The sequence below is a fragment of the Rathayibacter sp. AY1E2 genome (assembly GCF_002932325.1).
Classification (GTDB): domain Bacteria; phylum Actinomycetota; class Actinomycetes; order Actinomycetales; family Microbacteriaceae; genus Rathayibacter.
On the sequence record NZ_PSVO01000001.1, the window covers coordinates 186,025 to 199,358 of the forward strand.

A 13,334-nucleotide genomic window follows, 5' to 3' on the forward strand; every position below is an offset into this window, starting at 1 on the left:
GCACACGCTCTGCGGCTGATCTAGACGAGCGAGCGCAGCACGTACTGCAGGATGCCGCCGTTGCGGTAGTAGTCCGCCTCACCGGGGGTGTCGATGCGGACGACCGCGTCGAACTCGACGGTCCGCTTGCCCTCGGCCGAGTGCTCGGTCGGCTCGGCGACGACGTGGACCGTCTTGGGGGTGACGCCCTCGTTCAGCTCCTCGATGCCCGAGATGCTGATCGACTCGGTGCCGTCCAGGCCCAGCGACTCCCAGCTCTCGCCCGCGGGGAACTGCAGCGGGACGACGCCCATGCCGATGAGGTTCGAGCGGTGGATCCGCTCGAAGCTCTCGACGATGACCGCCTTGACGCCCAGCAGGCTCGTGCCCTTGGCCGCCCAGTCGCGCGACGAGCCGGAGCCGTACTCCTTGCCGCCCAGGATGACGAGCGGAGTTCCCTCGGCCTGGTAGTTCTGCGACGCGTCGTAGATGAACGACTGCGGGGCGTCCGGCTGAGTGAAGTCGCGGGTGTAGCCGCCCTCCACGCCGTCGAGCAGCTGGTTGCGCAGGCGGATGTTCGCGAACGTGCCGCGGATCATCACCTCGTGGTTGCCGCGGCGCGAGCCGTAGGAGTTGTAGTCCTTGCGGTCGATGCCGTGCTCGTCGAGGTAGCGGCCGGCGGGGCTGTCGGCCTTGATCGAGCCGGCGGGGCTGATGTGGTCGGTCGTGACGGAGTCGCCGAGCTTGGCGAGCACGCGGGCACCGGCGATGTCGGTGACCGGGGTCGTCTCCATCGTCATGCCGTCGAAGTACGGGGGCTTCCGCACGTAGGTCGACGACTCGTCCCACTCGAAGATCGAGCCCTCGGGGGTCTGCAGCGCGCGCCAGCGCTCGTCACCGTCGAACACGCCCGCGTACTGCGTGTCGAACATCGACTTGTCGATCGACGAGTCGATCGTCGCCTGTACCTCGGCCGCGTCGGGCCAGATGTCCTTGAGGAACACGTCGTTGCCGTCGGAGTCGGTGCCGAGCGCGTCGACCTCGAAGTCGAAGTTCATCGAGCCGGCGAGCGCGTAGGCGATGACGAGCGGGGGGCTCGCCAGGTAGTTCATCTTCACGTCCGGGTTGATGCGGCCCTCGAAGTTGCGGTTGCCCGAGAGCACGGCGGTCACGGCGAGGTCGTTGTCCTGCACCGCGGCCGAGATCTCCTCGAGCAGCGGGCCGGAGTTGCCGATGCAGGTCGTGCAGCCGTAGCCGACCGTGTAGAAGCCGAGCGCCTCGAGCGACTCGGTCAGGCCGGCCTTCTCGTAGTAGTCGGTGACGACCTTCGATCCGGGCGCCAGCGTGGTCTTGACCCACGGCTTGGCCTTCAGGCCCTTCTGCGCCGCGTTGCGGGCCAGCAGGCCGGCCGCGAGCATGACGGACGGGTTCGACGTGTTCGTGCACGAGGTGATCGCCGCGATCGCGACGGCGCCGTGATCGATCGTGAAGGTCCCGCCCTCGCCGAGCTCGACCGTGGTCGGCTTGGAGGCGGTCGCCGGCGCGTGCGAGCGGTGGGTGTGCTCGTGGCTGCTGTGCTCGTCCTGCGGCTGCAGCTCTCCGGGGTCGGAGGCGGGGAACGACTCCGCGATGGTCAGGTCGACGATGTCGTGCGAGACGTCCGCGTAGTTGGTGAGGTCCGACTCGAACTGCGTCTTGGCGGACGAGAGCTCGATCCGGTCCTGCGGGCGCTTCGGGCCGGCGATCGAGGGGACGACGGTGCCGAGGTCGAGCTCGAGGTACTCGCTGAAGACCGGCTCGACCGCGGGGTCGTGCCAGAGCTTCTGCAGCTTGGAGTACTGCTCGACGAGGGCGATCTGCTCGTCGCTGCGGCCGGTGAGGCGCAGGTAGTCGAGGGTCACGTCGTCGATGGGGAACATCGCGGCGGTGGAGCCGAACTCGGGGCTCATGTTGCCGATGGTGGCGCGGTTGGCGAGCGGCACCGCGGCGACGCCGGCCCCGTAGAACTCGACGAACTTGCCGACCACGCCGTGCTTGCGCAGCATCTGCGTGATGGTGAGCACGACGTCCGTCGCGGTCACGCCGGTCGGGATCGAGCCGGTGAGCTTGAAGCCGACGACCTTCGGGATGAGCATCGAGACGGGCTGGCCGAGCATCGCGGCCTCGGCCTCGATGCCGCCGACGCCCCAGCCGAGCACGCCGAGGCCGTTGACCATCGTCGTGTGCGAGTCGGTGCCGACGCAGGTGTCGGGGTAGGCGCGCAGCGCGCCGCCCACCTCGCGGGTCATGGTGACGCGGGCCAGGTACTCGATGTTGACCTGGTGCACGATGCCGGTTCCGGGCGGGACGACCTTGAAGTCGTCGAAGGCGGTCTGGCCCCAGCGGAGGAACTGGTACCGCTCGCCGTTGCGCTCGTACTCGAGCTCGACGTTGCGCTCGAGCGCGTCCTCGGTGCCGAAGAGGTCGGCGATGACGGAGTGGTCGATGACCATCTCGGCGGGCGCGAGCGGGTTGATCCGGTTCGCGTCGCCGCCCAGGGCAGCGACGGCCTCGCGCATGGTGGCGAGGTCGACGATGCAGGGCACGCCGGTGAAGTCCTGCATGACCACGCGGGCCGGCGTGAACTGGATCTCGGTGTCGGGCTCCGACTCCGGGACCCACTCGCCGAGGGCGCGGATGTGGTCGGCGGTGATGTTCGCGCCGTCCTCAGTGCGGAGGAGGTTCTCGAGCAGCACCTTGAGGCTGAACGGGAGCTTCTCGTGACCGGGGACCCGGTCGATGCGGAACACCTCGTAGTCGGTCGAGCCGACCTTCAGGGTGTCTTTCGATCCAAAGCTGTCTACCGCGGACACGTCGCCCTCTCCTTCGCTGACTGCAGCGTCCGCCGACGGGCGGAGCCGCTCTCCGTCCTCATCTTGACGACCGCGCACAGCGGCCTGCCACCAAGGAGGACCTAACTCCTCGACGCCGAGGCGCCCGGTCGACCTCGCCGCGACGGTGCGGGGAGGCGAGCGCTATTTATCTCGACGTCGAGACAATTCTATGCACGATCCGGAGCATCGCCCGCATCGGCGCGCTCGCCGGCTCCGCGGTACTCGGCCCGGACGGCGAGCACGGTGAGCACCAGCAGCGGCGCGTACAGGGGCAGGCCCAGCGCCAGCTTCCAGATGCCCAGCGCCGTGGTGTCCTCGGCGAGGAACAGCGGGTACTGCACGGCCAGGCGCAGGAGGAAGAGCCCCGCCCACGCGAGGGTCAGGGCGCCGAAGAGGCGGCGCTTGCGCCGATCGGACCGCCAGGAGGTGCCGTCCCCCATCAGGAAGCCGGCGGCGACGCCGATCAGGGGCCAGCGCACGAGGACGGAGAGGAGGAAGACGAGCCCGTAGACGAGGTTGGTGAGCAGCCCCAGGGCGAAGTTGTCGACGCCCCGCCCGGTGAACAGCGCCAGTGCGGCCGAGACCACCACGGCGAGCAGCCCGCCGACGGCCTGAATCACCGGCGTCCGGCCGAGCACCCGCGCCACCGTGAACGCCACGGCGAGCCCGACGGATGCGACCAGCGAGAGCACCAGCTCCGAGGTGACCGTGTAGAGCAGGACGAAGGCGATGCCGGGCACGACGGCCTCGAGGATCCCCCGGACGCCGCCCATGGTGCGCAGCAGCGCCTTCCCGTCGAACGGCTCGCCGTCGGCGACCGCGCCGAGTCCCGAGCGGCGGGCGGCCTGCGCGATCGCGTCGCCCACCTCGGGCCGGACCGGCTCCTCCGATCGGGCCGGGTCCTCGGGCCGCACCGGCTCCATGCCGGTCAGCTCGCGCTCTGCTGGGTCTGGCTGCCGGTCGGCACCTTCAGCGGGATCAGGTCGCGCGGAGGCATCGGGCCGCTGCCGCGGACCACGACGATGCTGCGGAAGAGCTCCTCGACCGAGGCGGCCGCCTGCTCGTCGACGGCTCCGGCTCCGGCGATCACGCCGCGGAGGAACCAGCGCGGACCGTCGACGCCGACGAACCGGGCGACGCGGGTCTGGCCGCCGGCGATCGGGAGCTCGGCGACGAGCTCCGGACCGAAGACGCCGTCGCGCTCCGTCGTCGATCCGCCCTGACGGCCGATCTGCTCGGCGATCTGGCCGCGGATCTCGTGCCAGAGGCCCGAGGAGCGCGGCGCGGAGAAGGGCTGCACCTGCAGCGTCGACCCGGCGTAGTCGAGGCCGACGGCGATGACGCGCTTGGTCCCCTCCTCGACCTCGAGGCGGATGTGCATGCCCTCGCGGGGAAGCACCTTCACCCCGCCGAGGTCGATGTAGGGGCGGACCGGGTTGGCCTCGCGCTCGTCCAGGGGCCCGGCCTCCGCGCGGTCCTCCGGCGCCGACTTCTCGAAGTCCTGCTGGACGGGCTCGGCGGCCTCGCCGGCCGTGGGCTGGATGTCGCTCATGCGCTCTCCTCGTGGATTCTGGTCTCCTGGGCGCCGGCGGCGTACCCGGTGGATCCGAAGCCGCCCGTGCCGCGGACCGACTCGGGAAGCTCGTCGACGGCCGTGAACCTCGCCTGGACGACGGGGACGATCACGAGCTGCGCGATCCGGTCCCCCGCCGAGACGCGGTACGTCTCGCGGCTGTCGGTGTTCAGCAGCGCCACCCGGATCTCGCCGCGGTAGCCCGCGTCGATCGTTCCGGGGGCGTTGACGACGGTGATGCCGTGCCTGAAGGCCAGCCCGCTGCGGGGGACGACGAAGCCGGCGTGGCCCTCCGGGAGGGCGACGGCCACCCCTGTGCCGACGGAGGCGCGCTCGCCGGGGGCGAGCACCACGTCCTCCGTCGAGTGGAGATCGGCTCCCGCGTCGCCCGGACGGGCGTAGGAGGGGAGCCGGTCCGCGGTGATCGGGACGTCGACGGTTGCAGGCACGTGACGAGGGTAGACCAAACGTCTGATCCAATAGGGTCATGCCGTCCTACCGAGAGAGGCTGTGGCCCGCGCCCTGGCTCTTCGTCGCCACCGCCCTCGTGATCCCCGCCAGCATCCTGGTGTTCGCGCCCATCGACCTCGCGGTGGGGGTGATCGTCGCGGTCGTTCTGTACGCGGGCTGCGTGCTGTCGCTGCTGGCCCTCTCCCCCGTGATCGAGGTGGCGGAGGGGGAGCTGCGCGCCGGCCGCGCGCACATCCCGCTGGACCTCGTGGGCGAGCCGTCCTCCTACTCGGGGGACCAGGCGTTCGCCGAGCGCGGGACGCGCCTGGACGCGCGGGCGTACCTGGTCATCCGCGGCTGGGTGAAGGAGGTGGTGCGGGTCCCGATCGAGGATCCGGCCGACCCGACGCCGTACTGGCTGGTCTCCACTCGCCGCCCGGACGACATCGTCGCCGCGATCCGGGGATCACGGCGACGGAGCGGTCGTCCTTCGGAGCCGGGAGGCGCTTAAGCGGCGCACTCCAGGCAGATCGGTCCGAGCTTCTCCTCGTGGTCGATCTGCGAGCGGTGCTTCACGAGGAAGCAGCTCACGCACGTGAACTCGTCCGCCTGGGGCGGAAGGACCACGACGTCCAGATCGAGGTCGGACAGATCGGCACCGGGCAGTTCGAATCCGCCCGGGTTGTCGGCGTCATCGACGTCGACGACTCCGGACATCTTGTCGGGGACTCGCTCCTTCAGGGCCTCGATCGACTCGGAGTCGTCATCGGTCTTGCGGGGGGCGTCGTAGTCCGTAGCCATTCCCATCCACTTCTTATTTCTGCTGTTCAACAAATCGGCGGGGTCAGTGTGCATCACGACGCATCGATTCGCAAACCACCTCGAACGGCTCTTGACACCCGCTCGCCCCGCCTCCTTCCGCACCAACTTTCGACCCGCCCGGGGTATTCCCGGCCGATCGCCCGGGCGCGTGGCATCCTTGCCCGGTCCGCGTCCAGAAGGAGGGTCCCCACGATGATGGAACTGAAGGTGATCGGCGTCGAGGGCGGATCGCTCGTCCTCGTGTCCGAGGGCGGCGAGCGCTTCTCGGTCCGCATCGACGAGACGCTGCAGAGCCAGCTGCGGCCGCGGGTCCACACCCTCCCGCCGCGCGAGAAGCGCGTCTCCCCCCGTGAGATCCAGGCCCACATCCGCTCCGGGCTCTCCGCCGAGGAGGTCGCCGAGCTCACGGGCGCCGACCTGGGCTACGTCCAGCGCTTCGAGGGACCCGTCACGGCCGAGCGCGAGCACATCGTCGCGTCCGCCCTCGCCGTGCGCGTCTACACGACCACCGACCCCGATCCCCTCGAGGAGGGCACGCCCTTCGGCGACGTCATCCGCGACCGCCTCGCGTCGCTCGGCGCCGAGGGCGAGCAGTGGTCGAGCTGGAAGGAGGAGGAGGGCTGGGTCGTCAAGCTCCTCTTCCGCTCGGACGAGATCGACCACGACGCCCGCTGGCGCTTCGACCCGCGGAAGGCGCTGCTGTCGCCGCTGACCTCCGAGGCGATCACGCTCTCGCAGCAGGGCGAGATCCGGCCGACCCTCATCCCGCGCCTGCGCGCCGTCATCCCCGCAGCCGTCGACGAGCTCGCCACGCGCTTCGACACGGAGTCCGCGGAGGCGCCGAGCCGCTCCGCCCGGGCCGACCACCCCACCGCCGGCCGCCCCGCCGCGATGCCGCACGCCCGGCCGGCCGCCGTCCGCCCCTCCGACACGGAGCCGCAGCCGGCCCTCTCCGAGACCCCGCGCCCGATCTCGACGCTCCCCCGCCCCGTCACGAGCACGACGGAGCAGCGCGAGCGCAACCTCAACGACACCGCCGACCTGCTCGACGCCCTGCGGCGCCGCCGGGGCGAGCGCGATCACGCCTCGAGCCTCCGCGTCCGCGAGGAGCCGGAGCCCGAGGCCGAGGCCGCTCCTCCCGTCGAGAAGGCACCGGAGCCGCCGCGCACCGCTCCCCCGGTCCCCGAGCAGCCGTCGGGCGTGCGCGGGAGCCTCCGCAGGGGGCGGGCGTCGATGCCGAGCTGGGACGAGATCGTCTTCGGAGCGCGCAGCGACGACTGATCCTCCGCCGGCGCGGCTCCGCCGGGGCGGACGGTGCCCCCCGTCCCTCCGGCCCGGCTCAGGCCAGCGCGCCGAAGCGGAGGAGCGGCACCTTCGTCTCCTCCGGCGTGAGCGACCCGTGCTGCCCGATCATGGAGCGGCCGGAGGAGTCGTCCGCCGCGTAGTAGGCGATGGTCCTCCGCGCCGCGACGAACACGTCGCCCATCCGCTCGGCCGCCGCCGGAGAGACCTCGCCGAACCAGCCGCTCACGGCGACCTCGTCGCGCGTCGCGATCCAGGCGCGTGCGCCCTCCGCCTCGATCCAGCGCCGCGCCACCTCGTCGGGGTCCACACCCGGCTCGAGGTGCAGCTGCAGGCAGCGGGGCTCTCCGCCGAGGTGCCGGACGCCCTCGAGCAGCGGTCCCCGCTCGACGAGCACGTGCGAGGACGCCGGAACGTCCACGATGCCGTGGTCGGCGGTGACCAGCACGCTCTCGCGGGCGGAGAGCCCGCGGACCGCTCCGCCGACCTCGCCGTCCAGGAGCTCGAGCGCTGCCGTCCACTCCGGCGACTCCCAGCCGCGCGCGTGCGCCGCCTGGTCGAGCTCGGGGACGTAGAGGTACACGAGCTGCCGGCCGCCCTCGTCGAGCAGGGCGCGCGCCGCCGTGAAGCGCTCGGCGACGCCGCCGGCGGAGTGGTACTCGGCGCCGCGCAGGATAGCCCGCGTGAGACCGGAGCGGGCGTACCGCGCGGGGCCGATCACTCCGGCCCGGACACCGGCGGCCGAGGCCTGCTCGAAGACCGTGGGGTGGGGCTGCCACGTCTCGGGCACCATGCCCTCGTCCCAGCCGGAGAGCTGGTTGACCAGGCGGTCGGAGGCGCGGTCGAGCACGCGGTAGCCGACCATCCCGTGCCCGCCCGGGCGCAGGCCCGTCGTCAGGCTCGCCAGGGCCGCCGCGGTGGTCGTCGGGAAGCCCGAGACGAGCGTGGTGCCGCGGTTGAGGGCCGGAGCGAGTGTGCGCGAGTGGCCCCCGCGCTGGCGGAGGTTCGCGGCACCCAGGCCGTCGACGAGGACGACCACGATCCGCTCGACGCGGGGCGAGCCGAAGAGGCCGGGGCGGCCCAGGAGCGCGTCGAGGGCGCCCGGCAGGACGTCGGCGAGGCTCCGCCGCCCGTCGGGGGCTGGCGGTAGCATGTGGGTCATCGCGCCCAGTTTCGCACAGCGCCGCCGTCCCCGCCGGGCCGGTGCGGCGGAGAGTCCGCGGGAACGGGAGGGCCGGTCCCGTCCGCGAGGCGCCGTCTCCGCTCCGCCCGTCCCGTCGAGCGTCGCAGGGCGGTGCAGTCCCCCGCCGCCGCCCCGCGCCCGCCACCGAATCGAGTCATGAACGCTGCAGCCCCCTCCTCCGGATCCTCGCTCACCGAGCGCATCGAGGACGTCGACGTCTCGGCCGAGATGGAGGGGTCCTTCCTCGAGTACGCGTACTCGGTCATCTACTCGCGGGCCCTGCCCGACGCCCGCGACGGCCTCAAGCCGGTGCAGCGCCGGATCCTCTACATGATGAGCGAGATGGGGCTGCGGCCCGATCACGGCCACGTGAAGTCGGCGCGGGTGGTCGGCGAGGTGATGGGCAAGCTGCACCCGCACGGCGACGCCTCGATCTACGACTCACTCGTCCGCCTCGCCCAGCCGTTCACGATGAGGGTCGCCCTCGTCGACGGGCACGGCAACTTCGGCTCCCTCGACGACGGCCCGGCCGCGGCCCGCTACACCGAGGCCCGCCTCGCCCCGGCCGCCACGGCCATGACCGAGCACCTCGGCGAGGACGTCGTCGACTTCGTCCCGAACTACGACAACTCGCACGACCAGCCCGAGGTCCTCCCCTCCGCGTTCCCGAACCTGCTGGTCAACGGGGCCAGCGGCATCGCCGTCGGCATGGCGACGAACATGGCGCCCCACAACCTCGTGGAGGTGATCGGGGCGGCCCGGCACCTGATCGCCCATCCCGACGCGTCCCTGGACGACCTGATGTCGTTCGTCCCCGGACCGGACTTCCCGAGCGGTGGCACGATCGTCGGCCTCGCCGGCGTGCGCGACGCCTACGCGACCGGCCGGGGCGGCTTCAAGACCCGCGCCCGCGTCTCGGTCGAGAGCATCACCGCGCGCAAGTCCGGCCTGGTCGTCACCGAGCTGCCCTACCTCGTCGGCGCCGAGAAGGTCATCGACAAGATCAAGGACGGCGTCCAGAACAAGAAGCTCAGCGGCATCTCGGACGTCACCGACCTGACGGACCGGGACAACGGCCTCCGGCTCGTCATCGGGATCAAGACCGGCTTCAGCCCGGAGGCCGTCCTCGAGCAGCTCTACCGCTACACGCCCCTCGAGGACGCGTTCTCGATCAACAACGTCGCGCTGGTCGACGGCGGCCCGCGCACCCTCGGCCTGAAGGAGCTGCTGCAGGTCTACATCGGCCACCGGGTGCAGGTCGTCACCCGGCGGACCCGCTACCGACTGCGCAAGCGCCAGGAGCGGCTGCACCTGGTCGAGGGCCTGCTCATCGCGATCCTCGACATCGACGAGGTCATCCAGCTGATCCGCGGGAGCGACGACACCGCGGCGGCGCGGGCCCGGCTGATCGAGGTCTTCGACCTCAGCACCCTGCAGGCCGACTACATCCTCGAGCTCCAGCTCCGCCGCCTCACGAAGTTCTCGCGCATCGAGCTCGAGACCGAGCGCGACACCCTCCTCGCCGAGATCGCCGAGCTCGAGGCCCTCCTCGCCAGCCGCTCACGGATCGACGAGCTGGTCTCGGACGAGCTCGACGAGGTCGCCCAGCGCCTCGGGACCCCGCGGCGCACCCTGCTCACCGAGGCGCGTCCCTCCGTCGCCACCACCGGGCGAAAGGCCGCCGCGGTGCTCGAGATCGCGGACGTGCCCTGCCGGGTGCTGCTGAGCACCACCGGCCGCATGGTGCGGGTCGACCGCGACCCCGAGGCCGCTCCCCACCCCGAGCGCGCCACGCGCCGCTCGAAGCACGACGCCGTCCTCAGCGTGCTCGACACGACCAGCCGGACGGAGATCGGCGCGGTCACCAGCGCCGGTCGGCTCCTCCGCTTCTCGCCGGTCGACGTGCCCGCCGTCCCCTCCTCCTCGGTGCAGCTGGGCGCGGGCGTGCGCATGAGCGACTACCTCCCGCACCTGGCGAAGGACGAGCGGGTGCTCGCGCTCGTCGCCCTCGACGACGAGCGGCCGATCGCGCTCGGCACCCAGCAGGGCGTCGTCAAGCGCGTCGCGCCGGGCGAGCTGCCCAACCGCCCGGACATCGAGCTCATCGCCCTGAAGCCGAAGGACGCCGTCGTGGGCGCGGCCGCGTCGGCGGAGGAGGACGAGCTGGTCTTCGTCACCGGCGAGGCCCAGCTGCTGCGCTTCCCCGCGTCCGCCGTCCGCCCTCAGGGCCGGACCGCCGCGGGGATGGCCGGGGTCAAGCTGGCCGAGACCGACGACGTCGTGCACTTCGCCGTCGTCGCCGCCGAGGACCGGGACGAGGCCGTCGTCGCGACGGTCGCCGTCGACAGCTGGGCCCTCTCGGGGACCGACACCGGCAGTGCGAAGGTCTCGCCGTTCTCGGAGTTCCCCGCCAAGGGCAGGGCCACCGGCGGAGTCCGTGCGCAGCGCTTCCTCAAGGGTGAGACCGCCCTCGGAGTGGCGTGGGTCGGCCCCGGTCCCGCGCACGCGCTCGAGGCCGACGGCTCGGTCGCCGCGCTGCCCGACTCCGGGATGAAGCGCGACGGCTCCGGCGTGGCGCTCGCGGCGCCGATCGCGACGATCGGAGCGGCGCCCGAGGTGTTCTGAGCCCCGCGGCTCAGACGTCGATGCGGTCCCGCGACAGCGACTCGGACCCGCGGACGATGAACTCCTTGCGGGGTGCCACGTCGTTGCCCATCAGCAGCTCGAACACCCGGCCGGCGTTCTCCGCGTCGGCGACCCGCACCCGGCGGAGGGTGCGGCGGGAGCGGTCCATGGTCGTCGTGGCCAGCTGGTCCGCGTCCATCTCGCCGAGCCCCTTGTAGCGCTGGATCGGGTCCTGGTAGCGGCGGCCCGCCTTGCCGAGGGCCGCGAGCACGCTCTGCAGCTCCTTCTCGGAGTAGGTGTAGATCGTCTCGTTCGGCTTCTTCCCCGCGTTCATCACCACGAGCCGATGCAGCGGAGGCACGGCGGCGAAGACGCGCCCCGCCTCGACGAGCGGCCGCATGTAGCGGAAGAAGAGCGTGAGCAGCAGGGTGCGGATGTGGGCCCCGTCGACGTCGGCGTCGCTCATCAGGATGATCTTCCCGTAGCGGGCGGCCGAGAGGTCGAAGGAGCGGCCGGAGCCGGCTCCGATCACCTGGATCATCGAGGCGCACTCGGCGTTCGAGAGCATGTCGGCGATGCTCGCCTTCTGCGTGTTGAGGATCTTCCCCCGGATCGGCAGCAGGGCCTGGTACTCGCTGTTTCGGGCGAGCTTGGCGGTGCCGAGGGCGGAGTCGCCCTCGACGATGAAGAGCTCGCTGTTCTCGACGTCGCTGCTGCGGCAGTCGACCAGCTTCGCCGGAAGGGAGGAGGACTCCAGCGCGTTCTTGCGGCGCTGCGTCTCCTTGTGCGCGCGGGCCGAGATCCGCGACTTCATCTCGGCGACGACCTTCTCGAGGAGCTGGGAGGTCTGCGCTTTGTCCTCGCGGCGCGTCGAGGAGACCACCGCGCCCAGCGTCGAGGCGATGGTGGAGGCGACGATCGCGCGGACGGCGGGCGTGCCCAGCACCTCCTTCGTCTGGCCTTCGAACTGCGGCTCAGGGAGCCGCACGGTCAGCACGGCGCTGAGCCCGGCGAGGACGTCGTCCTTCTCGAGCTTGTCCGAGCCGACCTTGAGGCGGCGGGCGTTCGCCTCCACCTGGGAGCGGAGCAGCTTCAGCAGGCCCTGCTCGAAGCCGGTCTGGTGCGTCCCGCCCTTGGGCGTCGAGATGATGTTCACGAAGCTGCGCATCACCGTCTCGTAGCCGGTGCCCCAGCGCAGGGCGATGTCGACCTCGCAGGTGCGCTCCACCTCGGTGGGCACCATGGCGCCGCCGGGGGTCAGCACCGGCACGGTCTCGGTGAAGGTGCCGGAGCCGGTGAGGCGCAGCACCTCGGTCACGGGAGCGTCGGGGGCGAGGAACTCGACGAACTCCGAGATGCCACCGTCGTAGCGGAACATCTCGGCGCGGCGCTCGTCCGCCCGGTCGTCGACGATGTCGATCGTCAGGCCGGGGACGAGGAACGCGGTCTGCCGGGCACGCGTCACCAGGTCGTCCGTCTGGAACGAGGCGCCCTTCGTGAAGATCTGGCGGTCGGCCCAGTAGCGCACGCGCGTTCCGGTGACGCCCTTGGCGACCTTCCCGACGACCGTCAGCTCCGACCCGTTCTCGAACGGCGTGAACGGAGCGTCGGGGGTGGGCTCGCCCGCGTCGGCGAAGCGCCCGGGCTCCCCCCGGTGGAACGACATCCGGTAGGTGCGGCCGTTGCGGTCGACCTCGACGTCCAGGCGCTCCGAGAGCGCGTTGACCACGGAGGCGCCGACGCCGTGCAGACCGCCGGACGCCGCGTAGGATCCCGAGCCGAACTTGCCGCCCGCGTGCAGCTTGGTGAACACGACCTCGACTCCGGAGAGCCCCGTCTTCGGCTCGATGTCGACCGGGATCCCGCGCGCGCGGTCGCGCACCTCGACGCTGCCGTCGGCGTGCAGGAGCACGCTGATCTCGGTCCCGTGCCCGGCCAGCGCCTCGTCGACGGAGTTGTCGATGACCTCCCAGAGGCAGTGCATGAGGCCGCGCGAGTCGGTCGATCCGATGTACATGCCGGGCCGCTTCCGGACCGCCTCGAGACCCTCGAGGACGGAGAGGTGGCGGGCGTTGTAGTCGGTGGAGGCCATCCGCCCAGTCTACTTTCGGGAACCGCTCCGGCCGCGGTGGCGCGGCACCCGGCGACAGCACGATGGCCGCTCGGCGCGGGGCCCCTACGCGCAGAGCGAAATGCCGACCGATCGACTCCGTGCGGAAACAATCGCGTGCTTGGATGGGTTCCACTAAGCAGAGATCGAAGACCGAGTGCAGGAGGCCAAGTCATGTCGACCACAGCAACCCAGAACGGCGTGGACGAGCTCGCCGGTGCCCACCAGCTCTCCGCCGCCGACCGCTGCGACAGCTGCGGTGCCCAGGCGTACATCCGAGTGGTCGTGAACAACGGAGAACTGCTGTTCTGCGCACACCACGGGAAGAAGTACCAGGAGAAGCTCTCCAGCATCGCCCAGAGCTGGCACGACGAGTCCGCCCGACTCTTCGAGGAGCAGCGCCCCTAGCGCGTCCCC

At 71.5% G+C, this 13,334-nt stretch carries 11 protein-coding genes; 4 read left to right on the forward strand and 7 right to left on the reverse strand.

The window, feature by feature from the left end:
• Nucleotides 1-20: 20 nt before the first annotated feature.
• The 4 genes from acnA to dut all read right to left on the reverse strand — a co-directional run bounded on the left by acnA (nt 21) and on the right by dut (nt 4,874).
• Entirely contained in the window at nt 21-2,831 is a 2,811-nt protein-coding gene (gene acnA / locus C5C49_RS00795; protein ID WP_104222099.1) for an aconitate hydratase AcnA, read from the reverse strand.
• A 188-nt stretch (nt 2,832-3,019) separates the two neighbouring features.
• Nucleotides 3,020-3,775 carry a DUF3159 domain-containing protein gene (locus C5C49_RS00800; protein WP_104273659.1) on the reverse strand — a complete coding sequence of 252 codons (756 nt, stop codon included), beginning with the start codon at nt 3,773-3,775 and terminating at the stop codon, nt 3,020-3,022.
• 5 nt (nt 3,776-3,780) lie between these two features.
• A complete protein-coding gene (locus C5C49_RS00805; RefSeq protein WP_104248032.1) occupies nt 3,781-4,404 on the reverse strand; it encodes a DUF3710 domain-containing protein in 624 nt (207 codons plus the stop codon).
• Nucleotides 4,401-4,874 (reverse strand): dUTP diphosphatase, encoded by a 474-nt coding sequence (gene dut / locus C5C49_RS00810; RefSeq protein WP_104222105.1) that lies wholly within the window; start codon nt 4,872-4,874, stop codon nt 4,401-4,403. Before dut ends, C5C49_RS00805 begins: the two co-directional genes overlap by 4 nt.
• A gap of 38 nt (nt 4,875-4,912) precedes the next feature.
• Here dut and C5C49_RS00815 point away from each other — a divergent pair, with 38 nt between their 5' ends.
• On the forward strand, nt 4,913-5,386 hold the full coding sequence (locus tag C5C49_RS00815) for a DUF3093 domain-containing protein (protein ID WP_104232568.1): 474 nt from the start codon (nt 4,913-4,915) through the stop codon (nt 5,384-5,386).
• Here C5C49_RS00815 and C5C49_RS00820 read toward each other — a convergent pair.
• Complete coding sequence (locus tag C5C49_RS00820) at nt 5,383-5,676, reverse strand: DUF4193 domain-containing protein (RefSeq protein WP_055792269.1); 294 nt, start codon at nt 5,674-5,676, stop codon at nt 5,383-5,385. The genes C5C49_RS00815 and C5C49_RS00820 overlap by 4 nt on opposite strands.
• A 213-nt stretch (nt 5,677-5,889) precedes the next feature.
• Between C5C49_RS00820 and sepH the strand changes: the two genes are divergently transcribed.
• Nucleotides 5,890-6,978, forward strand: a complete 1,089-nt coding sequence (sepH, locus tag C5C49_RS00825) for a septation protein SepH (RefSeq protein ID WP_104232567.1) — start codon at nt 5,890-5,892, stop codon at nt 6,976-6,978.
• Nucleotides 6,979-7,036: 58 nt separating this feature from the next.
• Here the strand turns inward: sepH and C5C49_RS00830 are convergent, their stop codons facing one another.
• Entirely contained in the window at nt 7,037-8,161 is a 1,125-nt protein-coding gene (locus C5C49_RS00830; protein WP_258068335.1) for an alkaline phosphatase family protein, read from the reverse strand.
• Nucleotides 8,162-8,338: 177 nt separating this feature from the next.
• Here C5C49_RS00830 and C5C49_RS00835 point away from each other — a divergent pair, with 177 nt between their 5' ends.
• The gene (locus C5C49_RS00835; RefSeq protein WP_104222110.1) at nt 8,339-10,807 is read left to right on the forward strand and encodes a DNA topoisomerase (ATP-hydrolyzing) subunit A; all 2,469 of its coding nucleotides are present in this window, start codon (nt 8,339-8,341) and stop codon (nt 10,805-10,807) included.
• 10 nt (nt 10,808-10,817) lie between these two features.
• Here the strand turns inward: C5C49_RS00835 and C5C49_RS00840 are convergent, their stop codons facing one another.
• Nucleotides 10,818-12,899 carry a type IIA DNA topoisomerase subunit B gene (locus C5C49_RS00840; protein WP_104345196.1) on the reverse strand — a complete coding sequence of 694 codons (2,082 nt, stop codon included), beginning with the start codon at nt 12,897-12,899 and terminating at the stop codon, nt 10,818-10,820.
• A 192-nt stretch (nt 12,900-13,091) separates the two neighbouring features.
• Here C5C49_RS00840 and C5C49_RS00845 point away from each other — a divergent pair, with 192 nt between their 5' ends.
• Nucleotides 13,092-13,325, forward strand: a complete 234-nt coding sequence (locus C5C49_RS00845; protein ID WP_068212876.1) for a hypothetical protein — start codon at nt 13,092-13,094, stop codon at nt 13,323-13,325.
• The last annotated feature ends 9 nt before the right edge of the window (nt 13,326-13,334 follow it).

Bases quoted from the DNA above. Each gene is read 5' to 3' on its own strand.
- sepH (WP_104232567.1), top strand. From the start codon at position 5,890: ATGATGGAACTGAAGGTGATCGGCGTCGAGGGCGGATCGCTCGTCCTC.
- C5C49_RS00840 (WP_104345196.1), bottom strand. From the start codon at position 12,899: ATGGCCTCCACCGACTACAACGCCCGCCACCTCTCCGTCCTCGAGGGT.
- C5C49_RS00830 (WP_258068335.1), bottom strand. From the start codon at position 8,161: ATGACCCACATGCTACCGCCAGCCCCCGACGGGCGGCGGAGCCTCGCC.
- C5C49_RS00805 (WP_104248032.1), bottom strand. From the start codon at position 4,404: ATGAGCGACATCCAGCCCACGGCCGGCGAGGCCGCCGAGCCCGTCCAG.
- C5C49_RS00835 (WP_104222110.1), top strand. From the start codon at position 8,339: ATGAACGCTGCAGCCCCCTCCTCCGGATCCTCGCTCACCGAGCGCATC.
- C5C49_RS00815 (WP_104232568.1), top strand. From the start codon at position 4,913: ATGCCGTCCTACCGAGAGAGGCTGTGGCCCGCGCCCTGGCTCTTCGTC.
- C5C49_RS00845 (WP_068212876.1), top strand. From the start codon at position 13,092: ATGTCGACCACAGCAACCCAGAACGGCGTGGACGAGCTCGCCGGTGCC.
- C5C49_RS00800 (WP_104273659.1), bottom strand. From the start codon at position 3,775: ATGGAGCCGGTGCGGCCCGAGGACCCGGCCCGATCGGAGGAGCCGGTC.
- C5C49_RS00820 (WP_055792269.1), bottom strand. From the start codon at position 5,676: ATGGCTACGGACTACGACGCCCCCCGCAAGACCGATGACGACTCCGAG.